At 53.9% G+C, this 25,052-nt stretch carries 23 protein-coding genes; 4 read left to right on the top strand and 19 right to left on the bottom strand.

Features of this window, described 5'->3' with window-relative positions; translation table 11 throughout:
- Positions 1-3: 3 nt before the first annotated feature.
- Genes nagK through lolC form a run of 4 tightly spaced genes read right to left on the bottom strand, consistent with a single transcriptional unit; the run spans position 4 to position 4,081 of the window.
- Positions 4-915: an N-acetylglucosamine kinase gene (gene nagK / locus ACLJQJ_RS04655; protein ID WP_063809510.1), complete on the bottom strand. Its 912-nt coding sequence runs from the start codon at positions 913-915 to the stop codon at positions 4-6.
- 28 nt (positions 916-943) lie between these two features.
- Positions 944-2,188: a lipoprotein-releasing ABC transporter permease subunit LolE gene (gene lolE / locus ACLJQJ_RS04650; protein WP_000168091.1), complete on the bottom strand. Its 1,245-nt coding sequence runs from the start codon at positions 2,186-2,188 to the stop codon at positions 944-946.
- Entirely contained in the window at positions 2,188-2,889 is a 702-nt protein-coding gene (lolD, locus tag ACLJQJ_RS04645) for a lipoprotein-releasing ABC transporter ATP-binding protein LolD (protein WP_001033714.1), read from the bottom strand. Before lolD ends, lolE begins: the two co-directional genes overlap by 1 nt.
- The gene (lolC, locus tag ACLJQJ_RS04640; RefSeq protein WP_063809509.1) at positions 2,882-4,081 is read right to left on the bottom strand and encodes a lipoprotein-releasing ABC transporter permease subunit LolC; all 1,200 of its coding nucleotides are present in this window, start codon (positions 4,079-4,081) and stop codon (positions 2,882-2,884) included. Before lolC ends, lolD begins: the two co-directional genes overlap by 8 nt.
- Positions 4,082-4,418: 337 nt before the next feature.
- Here lolC and mfd point away from each other — a divergent pair, with 337 nt between their 5' ends.
- Together mfd and ACLJQJ_RS04630 are read left to right on the top strand one after the other, a co-directional pair.
- On the top strand, positions 4,419-7,865 hold the full coding sequence (gene mfd, locus ACLJQJ_RS04635; RefSeq protein WP_063809508.1) for a transcription-repair coupling factor: 3,447 nt from the start codon (positions 4,419-4,421) through the stop codon (positions 7,863-7,865).
- A 147-nt stretch (positions 7,866-8,012) separates the two neighbouring features.
- Positions 8,013-8,978, top strand: a complete 966-nt coding sequence (locus ACLJQJ_RS04630; RefSeq protein ID WP_000482970.1) for a L,D-transpeptidase family protein — start codon at positions 8,013-8,015, stop codon at positions 8,976-8,978.
- Between the two features lie 96 nt (positions 8,979-9,074).
- Here ACLJQJ_RS04630 and bhsA read toward each other — a convergent pair whose 3' ends face one another.
- Positions 9,075-9,332, bottom strand: a complete 258-nt coding sequence (gene bhsA / locus ACLJQJ_RS04625) for a multiple stress resistance protein BhsA (protein WP_000800158.1) — start codon at positions 9,330-9,332, stop codon at positions 9,075-9,077.
- Between the two features lie 241 nt (positions 9,333-9,573).
- Between bhsA and comR the strand changes: the two genes are divergently transcribed.
- On the top strand, positions 9,574-10,209 hold the full coding sequence (gene comR, locus ACLJQJ_RS04620) for a TetR family copper-responsive transcriptional repressor ComR (protein WP_000205986.1): 636 nt from the start codon (positions 9,574-9,576) through the stop codon (positions 10,207-10,209).
- A 74-nt stretch (positions 10,210-10,283) separates the two neighbouring features.
- Here the strand turns inward: comR and ACLJQJ_RS04615 are convergent, their stop codons facing one another.
- From ACLJQJ_RS04615 to hinT, 8 genes are all read right to left on the bottom strand, one after another.
- Positions 10,284-10,823, bottom strand: a complete 540-nt coding sequence (locus tag ACLJQJ_RS04615; protein WP_001043449.1) for a glycine zipper 2TM domain-containing protein — start codon at positions 10,821-10,823, stop codon at positions 10,284-10,286.
- 178 nt (positions 10,824-11,001) lie between these two features.
- Positions 11,002-12,306: an NADH-quinone dehydrogenase gene (gene ndh, locus ACLJQJ_RS04610; protein ID WP_000211053.1), complete on the bottom strand. Its 1,305-nt coding sequence runs from the start codon at positions 12,304-12,306 to the stop codon at positions 11,002-11,004.
- Positions 12,307-12,559: 253 nt separating this feature from the next.
- On the bottom strand, positions 12,560-13,102 hold the full coding sequence (ycfP, locus tag ACLJQJ_RS04605; RefSeq protein ID WP_000587943.1) for an alpha/beta hydrolase YcfP: 543 nt from the start codon (positions 13,100-13,102) through the stop codon (positions 12,560-12,562).
- A gap of 24 nt (positions 13,103-13,126) precedes the next feature.
- The gene (nagZ, locus tag ACLJQJ_RS04600) at positions 13,127-14,152 is read right to left on the bottom strand and encodes a beta-N-acetylhexosaminidase (protein ID WP_000529340.1); all 1,026 of its coding nucleotides are present in this window, start codon (positions 14,150-14,152) and stop codon (positions 13,127-13,129) included.
- Between the two features lie 10 nt (positions 14,153-14,162).
- The gene (gene thiK / locus ACLJQJ_RS04595; protein WP_063809507.1) at positions 14,163-14,987 is read right to left on the bottom strand and encodes a thiamine kinase; all 825 of its coding nucleotides are present in this window, start codon (positions 14,985-14,987) and stop codon (positions 14,163-14,165) included.
- A complete protein-coding gene (lpoB, locus tag ACLJQJ_RS04590) occupies positions 14,968-15,606 on the bottom strand; it encodes a penicillin-binding protein activator LpoB (RefSeq protein WP_063809506.1) in 639 nt (212 codons plus the stop codon). Before lpoB ends, thiK begins: the two co-directional genes overlap by 20 nt.
- Positions 15,607-15,619: 13 nt before the next feature.
- Positions 15,620-15,994, bottom strand: coding sequence for a YcfL family protein (locus tag ACLJQJ_RS04585; RefSeq protein WP_000589563.1), 375 nt, complete (start codon positions 15,992-15,994; stop codon positions 15,620-15,622).
- Positions 15,995-15,996: 2 nt separating this feature from the next.
- Entirely contained in the window at positions 15,997-16,356 is a 360-nt protein-coding gene (gene hinT, locus ACLJQJ_RS04580) for a purine nucleoside phosphoramidase (RefSeq protein ID WP_001532068.1), read from the bottom strand.
- Between the two features lie 341 nt (positions 16,357-16,697).
- On the opposite strand from hinT, the gene fhuE reads away from it, so the two are divergent.
- Positions 16,698-18,872, top strand: a complete 2,175-nt coding sequence (gene fhuE / locus ACLJQJ_RS04575; protein WP_063809505.1) for a ferric-rhodotorulic acid/ferric-coprogen receptor FhuE — start codon at positions 16,698-16,700, stop codon at positions 18,870-18,872.
- 85 nt (positions 18,873-18,957) lie between these two features.
- Here the strand turns inward: fhuE and ptsG are convergent, their stop codons facing one another.
- The 6 genes from ptsG to pabC form a co-directional block, all read right to left on the bottom strand.
- A complete protein-coding gene (ptsG, locus tag ACLJQJ_RS04570; RefSeq protein ID WP_000475705.1) occupies positions 18,958-20,391 on the bottom strand; it encodes a PTS glucose transporter subunit IIBC in 1,434 nt (477 codons plus the stop codon).
- Between the two features lie 294 nt (positions 20,392-20,685).
- Positions 20,686-21,483: a metal-dependent hydrolase gene (locus tag ACLJQJ_RS04565; RefSeq protein ID WP_063809504.1), complete on the bottom strand. Its 798-nt coding sequence runs from the start codon at positions 21,481-21,483 to the stop codon at positions 20,686-20,688.
- Between the two features lie 10 nt (positions 21,484-21,493).
- Positions 21,494-22,498 (bottom strand): DNA polymerase III subunit delta', encoded by a 1,005-nt coding sequence (gene holB / locus ACLJQJ_RS04560; RefSeq protein ID WP_000872450.1) that lies wholly within the window; start codon positions 22,496-22,498, stop codon positions 21,494-21,496.
- Positions 22,495-23,136, bottom strand: coding sequence for a dTMP kinase (gene tmk / locus ACLJQJ_RS04555; protein ID WP_000535396.1), 642 nt, complete (start codon positions 23,134-23,136; stop codon positions 22,495-22,497). The genes holB and tmk overlap by 4 nt, the downstream gene beginning before the upstream one ends.
- Entirely contained in the window at positions 23,126-24,148 is a 1,023-nt protein-coding gene (gene yceG / locus ACLJQJ_RS04550; protein WP_000736459.1) for a cell division protein YceG, read from the bottom strand. Before yceG ends, tmk begins: the two co-directional genes overlap by 11 nt.
- A 2-nt stretch (positions 24,149-24,150) precedes the next feature.
- Positions 24,151-24,960 carry an aminodeoxychorismate lyase gene (pabC, locus tag ACLJQJ_RS04545; RefSeq protein WP_000478660.1) on the bottom strand — a complete coding sequence of 270 codons (810 nt, stop codon included), beginning with the start codon at positions 24,958-24,960 and terminating at the stop codon, positions 24,151-24,153.
- Positions 24,961-25,052 lie beyond the last annotated feature (92 nt).

Raw genomic sequence — 25,052 nt, 5'->3', positions numbered from 1 at the left:
TGATTAGTCGGTAAGATGTAAAAAAGCAGCACCGCGCATCCCACCTGCATCCCCATGCCGCGCACGCTCAATGCGCGGCGCGCGGGCAACAGGGAGGAGATGGCGCGGCAGTCTTTCCGCCAGTTGCGTTGTTATTGCCGTAAAGTTCGATAGTCCGCCGCCGATCACCAATAAATCGGGATCGACAATCGTCAGTATATTCCCCAGACAAACCGCCAGTAAATCCAGATAGCGCTCAACATGCGCGTGTGCCCGCTCATCGCCTTGCTCCCACAACGCGATAATCTCCGGCGCCTGCAACGATTGATCATAATAATGCTGATATAGCCACGCAAACCCGCGCCCGGACAGATAATTCTCAATGCAACCCATCTGACCGCATCCACAACGGCGGAGAGGAAAATCAAACCCCATCAACGTTAGCGCGTCAACCGGCAAACGCATATGACCAAACTCGCCAGTGATATAGCTCTGACCGGTAATCGGCTTCCCGTTTAGCACCAGGCCGCCGCCGACGCCGGTGCCGAGGATAAGCCCCATAACCAAAGGGTATTGCGTGAATTCATCATCCCAGGCTTCGGACAAGGCAAAACAGTTAGCGTCATTGTCCAGACGCACATCGCGATCCAGTCTGGCGCTGAGATCGGCGCGCAACGGCTTACCGCTGGCTGCCGGGACATTCGCGGCGTACAGCGTGCCGTCTTCGGTTTCCGGCATACCGGGTATGCCAATCCCTACCGACCCTTTTACGCCAAATCGCTGGTCGGCTTCCGCGACCAGTTCGCACACAGCGTCTAAAAAGGTGCTATAGCTGGCATGAGGCGTGGGAACCCGTTTTTCCCACTGCAGCCGCCGCGTTGAGTCAAATACGCCTAACGCAATCTTTGTTCCGCCAATGTCAAACCCGTAATACATCACCGCTCCTTGTTTTTATATTCCGCGATTACTGACCGCTCAATACTCGCGCAGGGTCAATGTTGCTCGCCCGCCGCGCCGGATACCAGCTCGCCAGTAAGCTTAACAACAACGCCGTGACCAGTACGTAAACAACGTCCAGCCAATGTAATTCGGATGGCAGGAAGTCGATAAAATAGATATCGCCGGACAAAAACTGATGCCCGATCGCCTTTTCAATCCCATTAATAATGGCGGTAAGCTGAAGCGAAACGACAACGCCGATCGCCACGCCAATCAAGCTGCCCAGCAAGCCCGCCAGTAGTCCGTACCAGACGAAAATGGCACGAATCAAACCATCTTTCGCCCCCAGCGTTCTTAATACCGCAATGTCGCCGCTTTTGTCTTTTACCGCCATCACTAAGGTGGAAACGATATTAAAACAGGCCACGCCGATCACCAGAATCATCGCCAGATACATAATGGCGCGAATCATCTGGATATCGCGATACATATAGCCGTAGGTGCCGATCCAGCTCTTAATGTAGACATAGCTGTTAGTCACTTCACCCGCATCACGCACCAGTTTGTTCGCATTAAACACGTCGTGGACTTTAAGCGCGATACCGGAAACGCTGGACCCCATATCCAGATACTGCTGCGCATCCTCAAGCGGTATCATGGCGAAGCTGTGATCGAGCTGGCCGCTCAGTTGCAGAATCCCGATGACATGCAAACGCACGCGTTTGGGCTGGAGCAGCTTATGGTCGGCATTCGCATTGGGGATCATGATGGACACCCAGTCGCCCTGTTTCACGTTCAGCGCATCGGCGACGCCTTTACCGATAATGATCTGCTGCTCGCCCGCTTTGAAATGATCCCAGGCGTGATTTTGCACAAATGACGGTAACGCGCTAAGCTGCTGCTCTTGCTTAGGGTCGACGCCTTTAACCTGAATGGCGCGCAAATTCGCCCCGCTCTCTACCAGGCCGGTAAAATTGATATACGGCGCGGCGGCGGCAATGCCTGGCACCTTCTGCACTTTTGCCAGCGCTTCACGCCAGTTGGTCCACGGCTGATTGACCGCTTCAATCTCCCCGTGCGGAACCACCGCCAGAATACGGTTATTCAACTCGCGTTCGAAACCGTTCATCGCGCTTAAACCGACAATCAATACCGCCACGCCCAGCGCGATACCGATGGTAGAAATGACGGAAATGAGCGAAACCATACCGCCGCGCCGCCGTCCACGGCTGAAACGCAAGCCAATTAACAATGATAAAGGCGACGCCATTACTCCGCCCCCATCAGGCTCAGTTCCGCCGTCAGGCGGCCATCGCGCATCTCAAGCTGGCGGCTCATACGTTTCGCCAGTTGCAAATCGTGAGTCACCACCAGAAACGCGGTTCCCTGCAGACGATTTAACTCGCCCAAAAGCTCAAAAATACTGTCGGCATTACGCGCATCCAGATTACCGGTCGGCTCATCCGCCAGTACCAGACGCGGATTATTCACCAACGCGCGCGCTATCGCGACACGCTGGCGCTCACCGCCGGAAAGTTCCGAAGGTCGATGGGTTGCGCGATGCTCCAGCCCTACGGCGTGCAGCATTTCTCGCGCCCGAGCATCAATCTCCGCCGGTTTCTTTTTGCCAATCAATAATGGCATCGCCACGTTTTCCAGCGCCGTAAAATCCGGCAGGAGATGATGAAACTGATAGATAAACCCCAGTTTCTGGTTACGTAATTCCGCTTTTGCCGCAGAAGAGAGTTTGCTCATCGGCTGGCCGCTAAAAATCACATCGCCAGAGGTAGGCGTATCCAGCCCGCCTAACAGATGCAGCAACGTACTTTTACCCGAACCGGAACTGCCGACGATCGCCATCATTTCGCCTTCGCCGATACTGAAGCTGACATCGTGCAACACGTCGGTTTGTACGGTGCCTTCCTGATAGCGTTTGCACAGGTTGTCGCATTGCAACAGGATCTTATTCATAACGTAAAGCCTCAGCGGGTTGAGTGGCGGCAGCGCGCCAGGAAGGATAAAGCGTAGAAAGCAGCGCGATGGCCATTGCCACCAGAGCGATAACGATCACCTGTAACGGCTCTATCGCCACGGGCAACGCAGCGCCATCCAGAAACGCGCCGATGATCGGCATCAGGTTATTCAGTTGGCTGGCAAGCAATGCGCCCAGCGCGGCGCCCAACAGCGCGCCGATAATCCCGGCGCTGGCGCCCTGCACCATAAAGACCATCATAATTTGTCGCGGCGTCAGCCCTTGAGTTTGTAAAATCGCCACTTCGCCCTGCTTCTCCATGACCATCAGACCCAACGAAGTAATAATGTTAAAAGCCGCGACCGCCACGATGAGGCTCAGCAACAATCCCATCATGTTCTTTTCCATGCGCACAGCCTGGAACAACTCGCCTTTACGTTCGCGCCAGTCCTGCCACTTCGTGCCTTGCGGCAGCGTCTGTTGGCTGAGGGTATCGACTTGCAGCGGTTCATCCAGCCACAGACGCCAGCCGGTAATATTGCCTGCCGGATAGCGCATTAAACGCGACGCGTCCTGAATATTGACCAGCATTTCATAGCCATCGACCTCGCTATTGGCGGCAAATGTGCCAATCACCGTAAACAGACGCTGGCTGGGCAGACGTCCCATTGGCGTAAACTGGCTGGCAGATGGCACCATTAGCCGAATCTGATCGCCGCGGTTGACCCCTAACTGTCCGGCGAGCTGCTCGCCGAGGATGACATTATACTTACCCGGCTGTAATTCGCTTTGCTTCACATTGACCAGATACGGCGTTAACGGATCTTTTTGCGCCGGATCGATACCCAACATCACGCCAACCGCAACGCTACGCGCGCTTTGCAGTACGACATCGCCCGTCGTCAGCGGCGCAATACGGTTAACGCCTTGCAGATTCACCGCTTTTTCCGGCATCTGATTCGGGTTAAGAGAGCCATGTTCAGCAGAGAGGATGGCCTGAGGCATCAAACCAAGAATTTTATTTTGCAGTTCGCGCTCAAAACCGTTCATCACCGACAATACCGTGACCAGCGCCATCACCCCCAGGGTAATGCCGATAGTGGAAAGCCAGGAAACGAAGCGACCGAAGCGATCTGCTGCACGCCCGCGCATGTAACGCAGGCCAATGAATAGAGCGACAGGTTGATACATGTAATCCGTCTGGTTGCTGTTAGCAAAGTCCCGAGTATATAAGCGAAAGCGGAATGCGTAAATGTCTGAACCGTAAGAGTTCGTCAGCGTTATTCTGAAAAAGGCCGACAAATCAAGTCACTTACATGTTCATACTTTACCTGTTCGGCGCGTTATCCGGCGGATTCAATTTGCTAATAAACAACGATCGCGGATAATAAAGAACATTGCTTATCAGTCATATGCCCCTGAATACCTGAGTCCTTCATGCTGTCCCGGCGCGCAGCCAACCATGAAGCAGCCTGAAGGGTGACGCGTAGAGTGCGGCGTAAAACAAAAAGAGATACTGACAACCGTTATGCCTGAAAAACAACGTTACACGCTGCCGACAAAAGCGGGCGATCAGCGCCAGTTGGGCGAACTTACCGGTGCCGCCTGCGCTACGCTGGTGGCGGAGATAGCCGAACGCCATGCCGGTCCGGTGGTACTCATAGCGCCTGACATGCAAAATGCTCTGCGATTGCATGATGAAATCCGCCAGTTTACCGATCAGATGGTCATGAACCTGGCGGACTGGGAAACGCTACCGTATGACAGCTTCTCCCCGCATCAGGAAATTATCTCTTCGCGCCTGTCCACGCTCTACCAGTTGCCGTCGATGCAGCGCGGCGTCTTGATTGTACCGGTAAACACCCTGATGCAGCGCGTTTGTCCGCATAGCTATCTGCATGGTCATGCGCTGGTGATGAAAAAAGGCCAGCGGCTGTCCCGCGACGCTCTGCGCACGCAGCTTGACAGCGCCGGTTATCGGCATGTCGATCAGGTGATGGAGCATGGCGAATACGCGACGCGCGGCGCGCTGTTGGATCTCTTTCCGATGGGCAGCGAACAGCCTTATCGCCTCGACTTTTTTGATGATGAAATCGACAGCCTGCGTCTGTTTGACGCGGATACCCAGCGTACGCTGGAGGAGGTCGAGGCCATCAATTTGTTGCCCGCGCACGAATTTCCTACCGACAAAGCCGCTATTGAGCTTTTCCGTAGCCAGTGGCGCGATACCTTTGAGGTAAAACGCGACGCCGAGCACATCTATCAGCAGGTCAGCAAAGGCACCCTGCCCGCCGGGATCGAATACTGGCAGCCGCTCTTTTTCAGCGAACCGTTACCGCCATTATTTAGCTATTTCCCCGCCAATACTCTGGTGGTGAATACCGGCTCGCTGGAAACCAGCGCCGAACGCTTTCAGGCCGATACGCTGGCGCGTTTTGAAAATCGCGGCGTCGATCCTATGCGCCCGCTTTTGCCGCCGGAAGCCCTCTGGCTACGGGTAGATGAGCTCTTTTCCGAGCTTAAACGCTGGCCTCGTCTCCAGCTTAAAACCGACCATCTGCCGGAAAAAGCCGCCAATACCAATCTTGGTTTCCAGAAATTACCGGATTTGGCTATCCAGGCACAGCAGAAAGCGCCGCTGGACGCGCTGCGTAAATTCCTCGAATCTTTCAGCGGTCCGGTGATTTTTTCGGTGGAAAGCGAAGGACGCCGCGAAGCTCTGGGAGAGCTCCTGGCTCGCATAAAAATCGCGCCGAAGCGAATATTACGCCTGGACGAGGCGCAGGATGCGGGACGCTATCTGATGATTGGCGCCGCAGAACATGGCTTTATCGACACCCAACGCAATCTGGCGCTGATTTGTGAAAGCGATCTCTTGGGTGAGCGGGTGGCGCGTCGCCGCCTGGATTCCCGTCGTACGATCAACCCGGACACGTTGATTCGTAACCTGGCGGAGCTCCACGTCGGTCAACCGGTAGTGCATCTGGAGCACGGCGTCGGACGCTATGCCGGCATGACCACTCTGGAGGCTGGCGGCATCAAGGGTGAGTATCTGATGCTCACCTACGCCAATGACGCCAAACTGTATGTGCCGGTCTCCTCATTGCATCTGATTAGCCGCTATGCCGGCGGCGCGGAAGAAAGTGCGCCGCTGCATAAACTGGGCGGCGACGCCTGGTCGCGCGCCCGGCAGAAAGCGGCGGAAAAAGTGCGCGATGTCGCAGCGGAACTGTTGGATATTTATGCGCAACGGGCGGCAAAAGAGGGGTTTGCCTTTAAGCATGATCGTGAGCAGTATCAGTTATTCTGCGACAGCTTCCCGTTTGAAACGACGCCCGATCAGGCACAGGCGATTAACGCCGTATTGAGCGATATGTGCCAACCGCTGGCGATGGACAGGCTGGTGTGCGGCGACGTCGGCTTCGGCAAAACCGAAGTGGCGATGCGCGCTGCGTTCCTGGCAGTGGAAAACCATAAACAGGTGGCGGTACTGGTGCCGACTACGCTGCTGGCGCAGCAACACTATGACAACTTCCGCGACCGTTTCGCCAACTGGCCGGTACGCATTGAGATGCTGTCTCGCTTTCGCAGTGCCAAAGAGCAGACGCAAATCCTGGCGGAAGCCGCCGAGGGTAAGATCGATATTCTGATCGGTACGCATAAACTGCTACAAAGCGATGTGAAGCTGCGCGACCTCGGCCTGCTGATTGTCGATGAAGAGCACCGTTTCGGCGTGCGCCACAAAGAGCGAATTAAGGCGATGCGCGCCGATGTCGATATTCTGACGCTCACGGCGACGCCGATCCCGCGGACGCTGAATATGGCGATGAGTGGTATGCGCGATCTCTCCATTATCGCCACCCCCCCTGCCCGTCGTCTGGCGGTAAAAACCTTTGTCCGTGAGTATGATAGCCTGGTGGTAAGGGAAGCGATTCTGCGTGAAATCCTGCGCGGCGGTCAGGTTTACTATTTGTACAATGACGTCGAAAATATTCAGAAAGCCGCAGAGCGGCTGGCGGAACTGGTGCCGGAAGCGCGAATCGCTATAGGCCACGGGCAGATGCGCGAACGTGAGCTGGAACGGGTCATGAATGATTTCCACCATCAACGTTTTAACGTGCTGGTGTGTACTACCATTATCGAAACGGGGATCGACATTCCCACCGCTAACACGATCATCATTGAACGCGCGGATCATTTCGGCCTCGCGCAGTTGCACCAGCTGCGTGGCCGCGTTGGGCGCTCGCACCACCAGGCCTACGCCTGGCTGTTGACGCCACATCCTAAGGCCATGACCACCGATGCGCAAAAACGGCTGGAGGCGATTGCGTCGCTGGAGGATTTAGGCGCCGGGTTTGCGCTGGCGACTCACGATCTGGAGATCCGCGGCGCGGGCGAACTGCTTGGCGAAGAGCAAAGCGGCTCAATGGAAACCATCGGCTTCTCACTCTACATGGAATTGCTGGAAAACGCCGTCGATGCGCTGAAAGCAGGCCGCGAACCCTCGCTGGAAGATCTCACCAGTCAGCAAACGGAAGTCGAGCTGCGAATGCCGTCGTTACTGCCGGATGATTTTATTCCGGATGTTAATACCCGGCTGTCATTCTATAAACGCATTGCCAGCGCGAAGAACGAAAACGAGCTGGAAGAGATCAAAGTGGAATTGATCGACCGCTTCGGCCTGCTGCCCGATCCGGCGCGTAATCTGCTGGATATCGCACGCCTGCGCCAACAGGCGCAAAAGCTCGGCATCCGAAAACTGGAGGGTAACGAGAAAGGCGGAACGATTGAGTTCGCCGAGAAAAACCACGTTGACCCCGCCTGGCTTATCGGGTTGCTGCAAAAACAGCCGCAGCATTTCCGTCTGGATGGTCCGACGCGCCTCAAGTTTATTCAGGATTTAAGCGAACGTAAAACGCGTATAGACTGGGTACGCCAGTTCATGCAGCAACTGGAAGAAAACGCTATTGCATAAGCGTCAGGCCGGGCGTCATTACTCTGCGTCCGGCCTAATCTTTACAAATTCTTTGCACTTCCCTGCAGTTCCAGACACAGCCAGCCGCCATAATTCTTATTTCCTCTTTTATAAAAATAACCATATAATAATCATGGGTTTATTATAATGTTCAACAATACGCGACTCTCTCGCTGGTGGGCGTTGCTTGCGCTTACCGCGACCATCATGCTTGCCCTTCCCGCGCAGGCGAATACGTGGCCTCTTCCGCCCCCCGGCAGTCGACTGGTGGGAGAAAATAAATTCCATGTCGTTGAAGACGACGGCGGCTCGCTGGAGGCGATCGCCAAAAAATATAACGTGGGCTTTTTAGCCCTGTTACAGGCCAACCCTGGCATTGATCCTTACGTGCCACGCGCAGGCAGCGTGCTGACGATTCCGCTGCAAACGCTGCTACCGGACGCGCCACGTGAAGGTATCGTCATTAACCTCGCGGAATTACGGCTTTACTATTATCAACCGGGGAAAAATACGGTCACGGTCTACCCTATCGGGATTGGCCAACTGGGCGGCGATACCCTGACGCCAACGATGGTGACGACCATTTCGGATAAACGCGCCAATCCAACCTGGACGCCGACCGCCAATATTCGCGCCCGTTATAAAGCGCAAGGCATCGATCTCCCCGCCGTGGTGCCTGCCGGTCCCGATAACCCAATGGGGCATCACGCGATTCGTTTAGCGGCCTACGGCGGCGTCTATCTGTTACATGGCACGAATGCCGATTTTGGCATTGGTATGCGCGTCAGTTCCGGCTGTATCCGTCTGCGCGACGGTGATATAGAGACATTGTTCCGTCAGGTCACGCCGGGAACCAAAGTGAATATTATCAATACGCCGATTAAAGCCTCGGTGGAGCCAGGCGGCGTGCGACTGGTGGAAGTTCATCAGCCGCTGTCTAAAAATATAGGCGACGATCCGCAGGTGTTGCCGATTGTGCTGAATGGCCCGATGCAGACCTTTAAGGACGCGCCGCAGACCGACGCCGCGGTGATGGAACATGTTATGGAAGTGCGCTCCGGAATGCCGGTGGATGTAACCCGTCAAGCAGAGGCGAAACCGCAGTCGCTGTAAGCGTGAATAGCTGACCGACAAAAAAGCCTCGCGATGCATCGCGAGGCTTTCTCTTTTTATTGTGGCAATCGCAGCGGCATTAATGAGGGTTAATGCTTACTTATAGATTACCGCCGTACCGTGGAGGGTATTCGGGCCGGTAACAGAGGTAATACGGAAAGACTTCGCCCCCATCTCCTCCGCTTTTTGCGCCAGCTGATCTTCCAGCGAGCCCAGATTCGTGCCGCCATTCGCGGAAATGGTGCCGAACTTCTGTTGACCTTCTGGCGTTGCCTGAACTTCAACGGCGGCGAAGCTGGCGAATGAGAGCGAACTCAGTACCGCAGCAGCGATGAGGGTTTTTACGTTTTTCATAGTGATGACCTTTAGCAGATGAATGGGTGTCGTAAGCATTAACTTAACGATCGATAAGTTAATCATAGGTGTGATCTACATCACACGTCAACCTCTTTTTATAATGATCGTTATATAATTTATAAAGATGTTATTTTTCATGTGAATAGAATTGATTTATTTTTCTAATGAATACTCTGGAGCCAGAAGTGGTTTGTTTTTATAATAGAGAGACCGCTCTTTAAACAGGTACAACGGCATCATGACAACGGATACCACGAGTTGCGCGAAGAAAAGCCGTGGCCGACCAAAAGTGTTCGACAGGGAAGCTGCGCTTGATAAGGCCATGACTCTCTTCTGGCAGCACGGCTATGAAGCAACTTCGCTTGCCGATCTCGTAGAGGCTACCGGGGCGAAAGCGCCTACTCTCTATGCGGAATTCACTAACAAAGAAGGATTATTTCGCGCTGTCCTGGATCGCTACATCACTCGCTTTGCCTCAAAGCACGAAGCCCAGCTCTTTTGTGAAGAGAAAAGCGTGGAATCGGCGCTGGAAGATTACTTCACAGAAATTGCCGCCTGCTTTACCAGTACAGACACGCCGGCTGGCTGCTTTATGATTAATACGTCCGCCACCCTGGCCGCCTCCTCGCGCGATATCGCCCGCACGGTAAAATCACGCCACGCCATGCAGGAACAGACGCTCATCCAGTTTCTGCGCCAACGTCAGGAGCGCGGTGAAATTCCGGCGCACTGTAACCCGCAGGCGCTCGCGGAATATATAAACTGTATTTTACAGGGAATGTCGATCAGCGCCCGCGAGGGAGCCACCTTCGAACAACTGATGCAAATTACGCGTACGACTCTGCGCATCTGGCCTGAACTGCTCAAGTCCTGAACGACGCGGCTTCGGATAAAAAAAAGCCCCTCAGCCTGAGCGAATGAGGGGCTAACTTGCAGAGTACAGCTTTTTTATGCTTTGTTATTCAGAACCAGTTGGCCATTGCCGTCGAGGGGAATTTGCGTTCCGGGGTCTTTATCCATGCGGATTTTGCCCTGCTGATCGCCAATTTTGTAGGTCACGTCGTAGCCAAGCATCTTTTCAGATTTGTCATACACCGTCTTACAGCGTTGCTGCGTGGTAGTGTAAGTATCACTTTCCTGCATTGATCCCTGGATTTGATTGCCAGCATAACCGCCGCCCAGCGCCCCGACGACCGTCGCCACATCTTTACCACGACCGCCGCCAAATTGATGTCCAATCACGCCGCCTGCTACTGCGCCAAGCACCGAGCCGGCAATACGGTTTTCGTCCTGAACCGGTCTGCGATGCGTGACCGTGACATTACGGCACTCCTGACGCGGCGTTTTTACCGTCTCTTTAATCGGTTTAGCCGATATCACCTGCGCATATTGCGGACCACGATCAAATACGTTGAGACTGGCCACTGCCGCCACACCCAGCGCAGCCGCTACGCCAATCCCTATACCCGCCAACATTGATTTATTCACGGGAGTTCCTCCTTCGTTGCTATTGGTAACAATTTTGCAACCAGTATGCGAACAAAGCCAATCGGAATGAGGATGAAAAATGCGGGATGAGGCGGTAAAGCTGAAGGATTCGGACAACTCCGAAGCAAGAGATGGTGAAGCGCTCACCGGCGCGAGCAGCCGGTGAGGCGCAGAGAAATTAATGCAGTTTCAGGCGCGGACGAATGACGCGGTTAATACTGCCCACCAGCATCATCAGGCCGGTTTTAAAGTATCCATGCAGCGCTATCTGGTGCATACGGTATAGCGAGATATACACGAAGCGGGCGATACGTCCTTCAATCATCATTGAACCGCGGGTCAGGTTCCCCATCAGACTACCCACGGTAGAGAAGTTGGACAGAGAGACCAGCGATCCATGATCTTTATACTGGTAAGCTTTCAGCGGTTTGCCATTCATCTGCGCCAGAATGTTATTCATCGCGCAGGTAGCCATCTGATGCGCCGCCTGAGCGCGAGGCGGCACAAAACCTCCCTCCGGACGTGCGCAGGAAGCGCAGTCGCCAATCGCATAAATATCAGGATCGCGCGTGGTTTGCAGCGTCGGTTCCACCACCAGTTGGTTAATGCGGTTCGTTTCCAGACCACCAATCTCTTTCATAAAATCTGGCGCTTTGATACCCGCCGCCCACACCATCAGATCGGCCTGAATATATTCACCTTCTTTCGTATGCAGACCGCCTTCGTCGGCGCTGGTGACCATAGTTTGCGTCAGCACGCGAACGCCCAGTTTGGTCAATTCATTATGCGCGGCGCTGGAGATACGCGGCGGCAACGCAGGCAGAATACGCTCGCCAGCCTCAACCAACGTCACGTTCAGCGCGTCGTTGGTCAGCCCCTTATAACCATAGCTATGCAGCTGTTTTACCGCATTATGCAGTTCAGCCGACAGCTCAACCCCCGTCGCACCGCCGCCAACGATGGCGATATTGACCTTACCGTTCGCGCCCAGGTTAGCCGAATACTTGAGGAACAGGTTCAGCATCTCCTGGTGAAAACGGCGCGCCTGATGCGGGTTATCGAGGAAGATACAGTGCTCTTTTACGCCCGGCGTGTTGAAATCATTAGAGGTGCTGCCCAGCGCCATCACCAGCGTGTCATACGCGATTTTGCGCTCCGGCACCAGCAGTTCGCCCTTTTCATCACGCAACTCGGCAATAGTGATGGTTTTCGCTTCGCGATCGATATCCATCACCGACCCCAGTTGGAACTGGAAACCATGATTACGCGCATGAGCCAGATAGCTCAGCGCATCCACGCCTTCGTCCAGAGAGCCAGTCGCCACTTCGTGCAGCAATGGTTTCCACAGATGGCTGTGATTTCTGTCTACCAGCGTGATTTTCGCTTTTTTCTTGCGCCCCAGTTTATGGCCTAACTGCGTCGCCATTTCCAGCCCGCCAGCGCCGCCGCCGACAATCACGATCTTTTTTAATGGTGTAGTCAACGTGACCCCCTTAAATTTATTAACCAATTGTTAATTAAAAGTTATTAGCATAGCCTTTAATTAACAACAAGTTACGTTAATGAGAATAAGCTTCTGATATGAGAATAGCATGAACGGTGCATTGGTCATACCAAAATTGATGTGCATCAAGTTTTCATGCTGAAAAGATAGACAGTTTGCGAGAATTGAGCATAAAAAAACCAGCCGCAAGGCTGGTTATCCGGTCACTGATAACGCCATATTGCCGGGGGCGTTACCCCAGCGTTTTAAACGCTTTGATACGTTGCAAATGCGGCGAAATATTTTTGAATTTGTGAGTCTGTTCCTCATCCCACACAATTTCATAAAACGGGTGAAGCGCTTGCGCTGAGCGTTGGCTGTCCAGCGCTTCGTCATGACGCGAGAGGATCACCAGACAACGATCGCGATTTTTTTCGCGAAAGTTGGTCACGCACTTTGTAGCGATGTCCGCATATTCTTCCGGGCGATCGATTTTCCCCTCCATGTTTTCATAGGGGAACAGGTTCGGGTTAAAAACCACCTGACGGATATCGCACAAAAAGCCAATCCGCTCCGCCCAGTAACCGCCCAGCCCCACGCCACAGATTAAAGGGCGCTCGTCCACATTCAACTGCAACATTTTGTCCACTTCTTTCAGCAGATGCTGCATATCGTGCTTAGGATGCCGCGTACTGTAGCTTACCAGCCGAACATCCGGGTCGATAAACTGTAATTGCAACACTTTTTCATGGTTGCCCGGACTATTTGAATCAAAACCGTGTAAATAAATAATCATCTGGCACCCTCACGAAAACTCGAGTTAATGACCTGCTTTTTCTTCCTGCCAGCGTTCATGTAACTGGTTGAGCTGGGCGCTGGCTGTTTTCCAGCGTGCTGAGTCCATGAGCTCCCGGCGTGAAAATGAACCTTTATGATACAAACGTGTAACACGTTCTGCTTTGATCGGCGACAGATTATCCAGCACGCTGACTGCGCCTTTACGATTATTGCAGACCAGAATCATATCGCAACCCGCATCCAGCGACGCCTGAGCGCGCTCAGCATAGCTGCCCATAATCGCCGCGCCCTCCATAGACAGATCGTCGGAGAAAATGACGCCGTCAAAGCCTAGCTCCTGACGCAACACCGTTTTCAGCCAGTACGGCGAACCGCTTGCCGGACGCGGATCGATAGCGCGGTAGATCACGTGGGCAGGCATAATCGCATCCAGTTTATTCTCGCTAATCAGCGTGCGGAACACCGACATATCTTTGCCACGGATGTCCGTTTCAGGACGTGGATCGCACGGCGTCTCTTTGTGGGAGTCCGCCGTGACTGCGCCGTGGCCGGGGAAATGCTTACCGGTCGTTTTCATCCCGGCGTCATGCATGCCGTCAATAAAGCGCGTTGCCATTGCCAACGCTTTTGCGGGATCGGCATGATAGGAGCGCTCGCCAATTGCCGCGCTGATATGCCCGACGTCCAGCACTGGCGCAAAACTGATATCAATATCCATCGCGATCATTTCGCTGGCCATCAGCCACCCTGCCTCCTGCGCCAGTCGCCCCCCCTCTTCCAGCCCATGCAGCGCAAAAAAAGATTGCGCCGCGGGCAGGCGGGTAAACCCTTCACGGAAACGCTGTACGCGCCCGCCTTCCTGATCGACGGCCACCACCAGATGGTTACGCGATGCCGCCCGAATCTGGCGCACTAATTCGCGCAGCTGTTCCGGGTCATGGTAATTACGCGTGAACAGAATAAGCCCGCCAACCAGCGGATGCGCCAGTATCTCGCGCTCCTCCGCATCCAGCTCACATCCTTCGACATTCAACATTACTGGGCCCACACTGCTCTCCTTATCCTTTCATACGTAGCTGGCGCCAGGTTTCATCGGCCAGCCTGATAAATTGTTGCTCGCCGGTTTGTCGCCAGCGGTATTCGAACCACCCTGCTTTTAGCATAATGACCCAGGGGTGCCATAATCGTATCTGTCGCCATAGCTGCCGGGCGTCGATTCGCGCGCGCGCTGCATAAGCGTCTGCCAGTTGTCGGTGCTGGCGTTCATCCTCAACCCATACTGCCGCCAGCTCCAACGCAATATCGCCGTCGCCGGCATACTCCCAGTCAATCAGTTTCAACCCGGCGGACGTTAATACTATATTGTCGCCATGGACATCCATATGCAAAGGCGCGAGCCGCAGCGGGCGAGGTTCACCGTTTTTTTGCAACTGTTTGAGCCGCCGCAACCAAAACGGCGTACGCCTTGCCGGATCGCAACACGACCAGTACTGCGCCAATAGTGGCGATAGCGCGATACGCCAGCCAAAACGCGGCTGTTGATGCAAATGATACAGTAAGGCCGCCAGTTCGTCGGCATCTGGCAGAGCGGAATTTACCACACCATGCAGATATTCTACCGCCATCCAGCCCGGCGTATAAAAAAGCGCTCGCGGCGCCAGACTGGCCGGCAATTGGGATAAGGCGCGGTGATGACGTAAAAAATGGGCTGGTGGAGCGTCGGGGTCGTGATGACGGCGCAGCACGATACGGTGAGTATCGTGGGCAATAATACAGCTCCCGCCGCTTAGCCCCTGCGATGCGGCGACGGCGGGACGATACTGGGGAAAATAGCGCGACAGGATCTCGTCGCGCGTTAAGGGATTATTGTTGTTGGACCGCACCTTTACCTGACCAGATTATCTCGCCAGTTTGCACCAGCATTAACTGCATCTGTAATGCAGGCGCGTTAACGTTACCGGATGCGCTGGAGTAAAGTACATATTGCGCCCCGACATTGCGCGCAATGCCAATAGCTTTACTGCGCGTTCCCAGACTATCCTGCGGAGACAACCCTAACTGTTGTTTTGCCATCGCGAGTTGCTGTACGGAGACCAGCGTAAATTTACCGTTGTTCGCCAGCGCATTACGTAACGTTTCCGTTGCCTCGTTCGCATTTAACGACCCATTCGTCCGGTTATTCACGCTGTCGACAAGCAATACGCTTCCGGCCGTCACGCCATCAGACTGCAACATTTTGCTGACCAGCGGTTGCATCGCGCCGTTCCAGTCATAGTGGCGCACCTTAGGCGCTGGCTGGCCCGTTTGATCTTCATGTTCGATCGGCCCCGGTTGCTGTGGAATGGTTGGCACAGACGGCACAACAGGAGGCTGTGGTGGCTGCGCGGGTTGTTCTGGCGCTGGTTTTACCTCTTCAACTGGCGCAGGTTGACGTTGCGCCATACACCCGGAGAGAAATATCGCCAGCGCAGCAATGGCAGCGTAGCGATGCATTTTTGTCATCAAAATTCACTCCTCACAAATAAAGATAAAGCCTGACCTTATGCGCCCCCAGATAATTGGCGCTGCCAAATAGCGTTACCGACGAACGCGCGGGTATGGTTACGCTACGCGGCGCCTCCAGCGGATGCATCTCCAGCCCCCGCGCGTCATACCAGTAAAACCGATAATGAACGGTTATGGGCTCTTGCCTTTCGTTATAGACGCGGGAAGAGGCTGATGGCTGGATATCAGACGCCGTCAGTTCAGGCGGCTCTGCGGTGACGCCCGCCGCCAGAACCGTGGACTCCATCACCAGCGACTGCGCGTCGCTTACCGGAATTTCAGGGTGTGACCGGCAGCCGGTAAGCAGCAGCAAGCCCAGAGAAACCGCGATGCATCCTTTGATCATACTTACAAGCCTTTATGCGCCAGCATCGGGCCTAGCGGGCGGCCGCCCAGTAGGTGCATATGGATATGATAAACCTCCTGGCCCCCATGACGGTTGGTATTCATGATTAAACGATACCCATCTTCGGCAATGCCTTCCTGTTCGGCGATTTTCGCCGCCACGGTGATCATCCGACCTAACGCCTGTTCATGTTCCGCCGTCACGTCATTGACGGTTGGGATCAGGATATTGGGAATAATCAAGATATGCGTCGGCGCCTGCGGTGAAATATCACGAAAGGCGGTGACCAGCTCATCCTGATAAACGATATCCGAAGGGATTTCACGACGAATAATTTTGCTGAATATAGTTTCTTCTGCCACGACGTTTTCCTTTTTCATAATAGCCCTTGCAGCGCACATGCTACGCCGAGCCATACTGCGAGTATAGAGTATGAGCGAGTTACCGACGCTCTTTCAACTTTAACCCACGATTTATTAAGCGAAAAATGACTACATGCTGGACTTACCGCCATATCCCCCTGCCATGACGCCTTTGTACGCTTAAAAAATATTTCTAGTTTCCCTGGTTATACCGTTTTACACATTTAATACAAATGCGTATATTTCTCATTTGCATTTTTATGCGCATTAACTAGCAAAGAATGAAAAGGTTCAACGTCATACGTCCTGAACTTACCCCAATAACAAGCAAGGATTTTCAGATGTCTTTCATTCAATACCGCCGGGACAAACACCTTCAGTCCACCGCCGCACCGTCGCTGTTAGCTATGGGTATGGCGATGGCATTTATGCCTGCCGCCTTCGCGGCTGAGGATACCGTTATTGTCGAAGGCGCGACGACCGCTGACGCCGTAAACCGTGAAGAACAGGATTACAGCGTGAAAACGACCGCAGCGGGCACCAAAATGCCGATGACTCAGCGCGATATCCCGCAGTCGGTCAGTATTGTCAGCCAGCAGCGTATGGAAGACCAGCAGTTGCAAACCCTGGGCGAGGTGATGACCAATACGCTGGGGATCAGCGGAAGCCAGGCTGACTCCGATCGCATCAGCTATTACTCGCGCGGGTTTGAAATTGACAACTATATGGTTGACGGTATTCCAACGTATTTTGAGTCCCGCTGGAATCTGGGCGATGCGCTAACGGATACCGCGCTGTATGAGCGCGTGGAGGTGGTTCGCGGCGCGAATGGGCTGATGACCGGAACCGGCAATCCTTCTGCCTCAATTAATATGATCCGTAAACACGCCACCAGTCGGGAGTTCAAAGGTAACGTCTCCACAGAATACGGTAGCTGGAATAAGCAGCGTTACGTCATGGATCTGCAAAGTCCGCTCACCGCAGACGGCAATGTCCGTGGGCGCATCGTGGCGGGTTATCAGAATAATGATTCCTGGCTGGACCGCTATAACAGTGAGAAAGCGTTCTTTTCCGGAATTGTCGATGCCGATCTCGGTGCAACCACCAGCCTTTCAGCTGGTTATGAATATCAAAAAATTGATGTCAACAGCCCAACCTGGGGCGGTCTGCCGCGCTGGAACACCGATGGCAGCAAAAATAGCTATGACCGCGCGCGTAGTACCGCCCCGGACTGGGCTTATAACAACAAAGAGATAAATAAATTCTTCGTCACGTTTAAACAGCGTTTTGCCGAAAGCTGGCAGGCGACCCTGAATGCGACCCATACTGAGGTCAAATTCGACAGTAAAATGATGTATATCGATGCTTTAGTCGATAAAGAGACAGGTACGCTGGTGAGTCCTTATGGCGCAAGCTACCCCGTGGTCGGCGGTACGGGCTGGAACAGCGGCAAGCGCAAAGTAGATGCCATAGATCTCTTTGCCGATGGCGCTTATGAGCTGTTTGGCCGTCAGCACAATATGATGTTTGGCGGCAGTTATAGTAAGCAGAATAACCGCTATTTTAGCGCCTGGGCGAACGTCTTTCCGGACGACATTGGCAACTTCAGCGCCTTTAACGGTAATTTCCCCCAAACCCACTGGGCGCCACAAAATCTGGCGCAGGACGATACCACGCATATGAAATCGCTGTATGCCGCTACGCGCATTTCGCTGGCCGACCCGCTGCATCTGATTCTTGGCGCTCGTTATACCAACTGGCGTGTTGATACACTGACCTACAGCATGGAGAAAAACCATACCACGCCGTATGCCGGGCTGATTTATGATATCAACGACAACTGGTCCGCTTATGCCAGTTATACCTCTATCTTTCAGCCGCAGAATAAACGCGACAAAGCGGGTCAATATCTGGCTCCGATTACCGGTAATAACTATGAAGCGGGTCTGAAGTCCGACTGGATGAACAGTCGCCTCACCACCACGTTGTCCGTGTTCCGCATTGAGCAGAATAACGTCGCTCAGGCAACCACTATTCCCATCCCTGGCAGTAATGGGGAGTTTGCCTGGAAGTCTACTGACGGAACGGTGAGCAAAGGCGTCGAATTCGAAGTGAACGGCGCAATTACCGATAACTGGCAGATGACTTTCGGGGCTACCCGGTATGTTGCCGAGGACAATGAAGGTAACGCCGTGAACCCTAATCTCCCGCGCACCAGCGTGAAGTTATTCACCCGCTATCGTCTGCCGGCGATACCGGAGCTGACGGTCGGCGGCGGCGTGAACTGGCAGAATCGGGTTTACAAAGATACCACGACGCCGTACGGCACTTTCCGCGCCGAACAGGGCAGCTATGCGCTGGTCGATCTGTTTACCCGCTATCAGGTGACGAAAAATTTTTCCGTACAGGGAAACATCAACAACCTGTTCGATAAAACCTACGACACCAATATTGATGGTTCCATTGTTTACGGCGCGCCGCGTAACGTCAGCCTCACCGCCAATTATCAGTTCTGATAAACTGTCGGAGAGCGGCATGTAAAGCGCCATTAAAAAAAGGCAGCCGAATGGCTGCCTTAATTCTCCCCAACATCATTACTGCTTAGCTGTTACGGATGTACTCATCCATTTCCGTTTTCAGGTTATCGGATTTCGTACCGAAAATAGCCTGAACGCCGGAACCCGCGACGACAACGCCTGCCGCGCCCAGTTTCTTCAGGCCAGCCTGATCCACTTTCGCTACATCGGCTACGCTCACGCGCAGACGCGTGATACAGGCATCCAGGTTAGTAATGTTCTCTTTACCGCCAAACGCCGCAACCAAAGCCGGCGCCATTTCGCTGGTCGCGCCCGCTTTTGCGTCATCAGTAGTGTCTTCACGACCCGGCGTTTTCAGATCCAGCGCTTTGATCAGCACGCGGAACACGGTGTAGTACACAATCGCATAACCGGCGCCAACAATCGGGAACAGCCACAATTTGCTGCTGTTACCGGACAGCACGATAAAGTCGATCAGACCGTGGGAGAACGACGTACCGTCACGCATCCCCAGCAGGATACAGATCGGGAATGCCAGACCTGCCAGAATCGCGTGAATGATGTACAGGATCGGCGCCACGAACATGAAGGAGAACTCGATAGGCTCGGTAATACCCGTCAAAAACGAGGTCAGCGCGGCGGAAATCATGATACCGCCCACTTTTGCGCGGTTTTCCGGTTTAGCAGAGTGCCAGATAGCAATGGCCGCAGCCGGCAGACCGTACATTTTGAACAGGAAGCCGCCAGACAACATACCTGCCGTCGGGTCGCCCGCCATATAGCGCGGAATGTCGCCGTGGAATACCTGACCCGCTGCGTTGGTGTATTCGCCGATCTGCATCTGGAAAGGAACGTTCCAGATATGATGCAGACCAAACGGCACCAGGCAACGCTCGATAAAACCGTAAATACCAAACGCGACAACCGGGTTCTGATAAGCCGCCCACTGCGAGAACGCCTGGATAGCCGTACCGATTGGCGGCCATACGAAAGACAGCACCACACCGGTAAAAATAGCGGCCAGACCCGAAATGATCGGCACGAAGCGTTTGCCCGCAAAGAAGCCCAGATACTCAGGCAGTTTGATACGGTAGAAGCGGTTAAACATATACGCTGCGATCGCACCGGAGATAATCCCCCCGAGAACACCCGTATCAGCAAGGTGTTTAGCGGCGATCTCTTCAGCAGGTAAATGCAGAACCAGCGGCGCAACCACAGCCATGGTTTTCACCATGATGCCATACGCTACTACCGCCGCCAGAGCCGAAACGCCGTCGTTGTTGGTAAAGCCCAACGCCACGCCGATAGCGAAAATCAGCGGCATATTGGCAAAAACAGATCCGCCCGCTTCTGCCATAACGTGCGATACAACGGCTGGCAGCCAGCTGAAGTTAGCGGAACCGACACCCAGCAGGATACCTGCGATAGGGAGTACGGATACCGGCAGCATCAGCGATTTACCGACCTTTTGCAGGTTAGCAAATGCATTCTTAAACATAATTGAGAGTGCTCCTGAGTATTTGTGCTTTTCTACGTTCTCACGCATTGGCGAGGGGGGAGAACCCCGCCGTGGACAGGACATCTAAGTGCCCTTTTATTTATTACACAGAGTAAAATAAATACGTCTGATTTTGTTTGACGGCTATCACGTTTCAGCGCCAGATAGCCTAAAAAGTATCACATTCTGCCAAAATGAGTTTCCGAATGTTTCTATAAGCTCGTTCACCGCCCCTTTTGTGGCGGTGAACTTTACGCGCTTTGCTTATTAATTACGAGCTTTAAAAAAACTCGTTTAACGGATTGATGACAGGCGAGACGCGTCAATATGGAACAGGCGAGCAAAGTTATCGGTGGTGATCTGCGCCAGTTCTTCAACGGCAACCCCTGTCAATACCGCCATATATTCTGCGACGTCGCGTACCATCGCAGGCTGGTTCTCTTTACCGCGATGCGGCACCGGTGCCAGATAAGGAGAATCGGTCTCGACTAACAACCGATCCAGCGGCACATAGCGCGCCGCATCGCGCAACTGTTCAGCGTTACGGAACGTTACGATGCCGGAAAAAGAGATATAAAACCCCAGATCCAACAATTTGCTGGCCGTTTCTCTGTCTTCTGTAAAACAGTGTAGTACGCCGCCGCAATCCGTCACTTTTTCTTCGCGCAGGATAGCCAGCGTATCGGCACGCGCGTCGCGAGTATGGACAATCACCGGTTTATGCAATTCGCGGCCAATCTGGATATGATGAATAAAAGACGCCTGCTGGCGGATTTTGGTCTCAGGCGTGTAAAAGTAATCAAGCCCGGTCTCGCCCATCGCCACCACATCGTCTTCTGCAGCAAGGAGGCGCAGTTCTTCTACGTCATATGCTTCATCCTGATTTAACGGATGCACGCCGCAGGAAAAGACCACATTATCGCGCTTGCCTACCAGCTTGCGCATATGGCGATACCCCGGCAGCGTCGTCGCCACCGCTAAACAGAACTTCACATCGCGCGCGGCGGCTTTTGCCAGCACATCGTCCACGTCCTTATGCAAAGATTGATAATCCAGACCATCAAGATGGCAGTGTGAGTCGACTAAAAACATAATGTCTCTCTCAAAGATGAGGAACAGGCAACAAGGTGCCTGGTTGCAGGTAATGCTCGATGCGGAGAATGAGATCGGTTAATACCAGTTCGCGGTTTAATCCGGTCACATGAAGTAATTGATCACGACAATGGCAAACATCGTTCAGGATTGCCTGAATACGCGCCGGGGATAGCGGCCCCGCCAGCGCGGCAACAACCGCGTCCGCATCAACGTTTGTCAGGTACGACGCGCCGTGCTGACGTTTCAGCGCGTCTACCAGCAGCGTCGCCAGCCAGTGCAGGCGCGCCGGGGCTTGCTCATGATTGAGCGCCGTTAATAACGCATACCAGTCGCCCGTATGTAAACTGTCCATCAACGCCTGACACAGCGCCTCACGCTGCGCCCAACGTTCAGACTGCAACAGCGCCAGCGCGGCGCCGGGCGACCCCGCATTCAGGCGTAGCGCCGTGAGCAATGCTTCTTGTGACGCCGTCACTTCTCGCGACAGCCATGACATCGCATACGATTCGGACGGCGGCGCCAGATGATGCAGCCGGCAGCGGCTGCGTAATGTCGCCAACAGACGAGCAGGCTCCGGGCTGGCAAGGAAAAACCAGGTTTGCTCCGGCGGCTCTTCCAGCGTTTTGAGCAACGCATTGGCAGCGGCGTCGGTTAATAGCGCCGCATCCGCAATCCACACCACCTTCGCACCGCCCAGACGGGAGTGCTCGTACAATTTCTCGCTGACCTCGCGTACCGCATCTACGCCGAGGCTGCTTTTGCCTTTATCCGGCGTCAGCGTGTAATAGTCCGGATGCGTGCCAGCCTGCATAAGCTGACAACCACGGCAATGCCCACAGCTTTTGTGGCCCTCAGGCTGCTGGCATAACAGATAACGGCTCAGCGCATAGCACAGCGCCTCGTCGCCCATGCCAGGTAAGGCCTGAATCAGTAGCGCATGGTGCCCACGTCCCGCCTGGTAACTTTCTACCAGTTTTTCATAGGCGGGCCGTAACCATGGATACCATTTCATGCCGCTTGCTCCTGCACCCACTTCGTCACCGTGGCGCGAATGTCGCGCATGACGGCATCCAGCGGCTGGGTCGCGTCAATGGTGCGGATACGCGAGTCTTGCGCCGCCAGTTCCAGATAGCGCGCGCGAGTCCGGTTAAAGAAATCAAAAGATTCCTGCTCAATGCGATCCAAATCGCCGCGCGCTCTGGCGCGTTTTAGACCGACTTCCGGCGTGACATCCAGATACAGCGTCAGGTCAGGGCGAAAATCGCCCAGCACGGCATCGCGTAGTGTCGCCAGCATGGTTTGATCAATGCCGCGCCCTCCCCCCTGATACGCCTGGGTCGAGAGATCGTGGCGATCGCCGATCACCCATATGCCTTGCGCCAGCGCGGGTTTGATTACCGTTTCGACGAGCTGTACGCGAGCGGCATAAAACATCAGCACTTCCGCTTTATCGGTAATCACTTCGTCGCCTACCGATCGGATATCCAGCACCAGACTTCGTAGTTTTTCGGCAAGTTGCGTACCGCCCGGCTCACGGGTAAAAATCATGTTACGAATACCCAGTTGCTCAAGGGTCTCCACCACCACGTCGCGCGCAGTGGTTTTTCCGGCGCCTTCCAGGCCCTCGATGACGATATAATTACTGCCCATTTTTTTCCTTAAGCACTTTCAGGTACTCCTGCACTGACCGATTATGGCTGGCAAGATTGGTGTTAAATGTGTGACCGCCTTTACCGTCGGCTACAAAATAGAGATACGGCGTTTTCGCCGGATGCGCCGCCGCCTGCAATGACGCTTCGCTGGGCGATGCAATCGGTCCTGGCGGCAACCCGGTTATGGTATACGTGTTATAAGCCGTCGGCTTTTCCAGATCCGCACGCGACAAGTTACCATTATAACTCGTCCCCATCCCGTAAATCACGGTGGGATCGGTCTGAAGGCGCATACCGATTCTCAGGCGATTAATAAAGACTGAGGCCACCTGATCGCGTTCGCTGGCGACAGCCGTCTCTTTTTCAATAATCGAGGCCATTGTCACCAGTTGGTTCTGATCTTTATAAGGCAGCCCCTCGGCCCGACCTTTCCAGACAGTATCGACAGCTTTCACCATCTTTTGATGCGCTCGCTTGAGAATAGCGACATCGCTGGTGTTGGCGGTATACATCCAGGTATCAGGCCAGAACCACCCTTCTACCCATTCCGGGTGCGCAAGCTTTAATGCCTGAGCGACAGTGGCGTAGTCATCATCCGGCAATGTATGGCGAATATACGGCGCCTCTCGTAGCTGTTTCAGGTAATCGCTAAGGCGCATCCCTTCCACAAACCGCAACGGGAATTGCGCTTCTTTGCCGCTCTCCAGCAACTCAAGCATCTCCCGTACGGTCATCCCGGGCGTAAAACGGTAAGTTCCCGCTTTAAAGTGCGATAACTCAGGCTCCACGCGCAGCAGCCACTGAAATACCCGGGGGCGATTAATGATTTTTTCATCATAAAGCTGGTCGCCAAGCGCCAGCCGCCCCGTTCCCGCCTTGAGCGTAAAAATAGTCTCGTTTTTAATAAGTAACGTGCTGTTCGCCAGATGGCGAACTTTCCACATCCCCACGCCCGCGGCAATACCCAGCACAACCAACAGCAGAAGGAAAACGCCTGACAATTTTTTCATAACTAATTCGGATGCTCACAAAATGGGGCTAAAAATTGAAACAGTGTTCGCGAAGAATACGACGTCCCGTGATAGGCGCGTATGGGAATAATCGGCATTAGCGCGTTGCAGATGATAATCTCATCCGCCTGCCTGACTGCCTCCTCTCTCGCCTGTACTTCAAGAACCTGGAAAGGAGATTGCGCCAGTTGGCGTAAACAAAATTGTCGCATAATGCCGTTCACCCCAGCCTGATCCAGACGCGGCGTAAAAACAATGTCGCCTGTACGCCAGAACAAATTAGCCGCACAGCATTCCGTAACCCATCCCTCGCTGTCAAGAACCAGCGCCTCATCGGCGTCCGTCTGCTCAAGATGAGAGCGAATCAACACCTGTTCGAGGCGGTTCAGATGTTTTAATCCGGCAAGATAAGGATTGCGCCCAAGCGGTATGGGACTAAGGGTAAGAGTGATGCCTTGCTTACGCCACTGAGAATAATAAGCGGGATAAGCAGAAACGGAGAGAATTCGGGTAGCTGCCTGACAATTCATGGCGCTGTATCCCCGGCCGCCGCTACCACGGCTAATGATCACTTTCAACACGCCTGAATCATGCCCTGTGGCCAACATTGTCATCTCTTGCCGAAGGGTCGACCAATGGCTAAAAGCGATCCGTAATTTTTCACAGGCAACCTGCAAGCGCTGAAGATGCGCTTCCAGATGGCAAATGTTGCCATCAACAATACGTGCGGTCGTAAAACTGCCATCGCCGAACTGCGTCGCCCGGTCGCTTACAGCAAGTTGATCCTGCGCATGGCCATTAATTAAAAACATAGTGGCTCCTTATCCGTCGCCTGCTAGTGTGGCAGGATGAATAACGCAGAACAAGAGGTGATATGCCTGATAAAAAAGGCCCGACAAGCGGA

The organism is Salmonella sp. SAL04202 (assembly GCF_046550775.1).
Lineage (GTDB): Bacteria > Pseudomonadota > Gammaproteobacteria > Enterobacterales > Enterobacteriaceae > Salmonella > Salmonella enterica.
The sequence above is the reverse complement of the archived record's forward strand: the minus strand, read 5'-3'. Positions and strand labels throughout refer to the sequence as shown.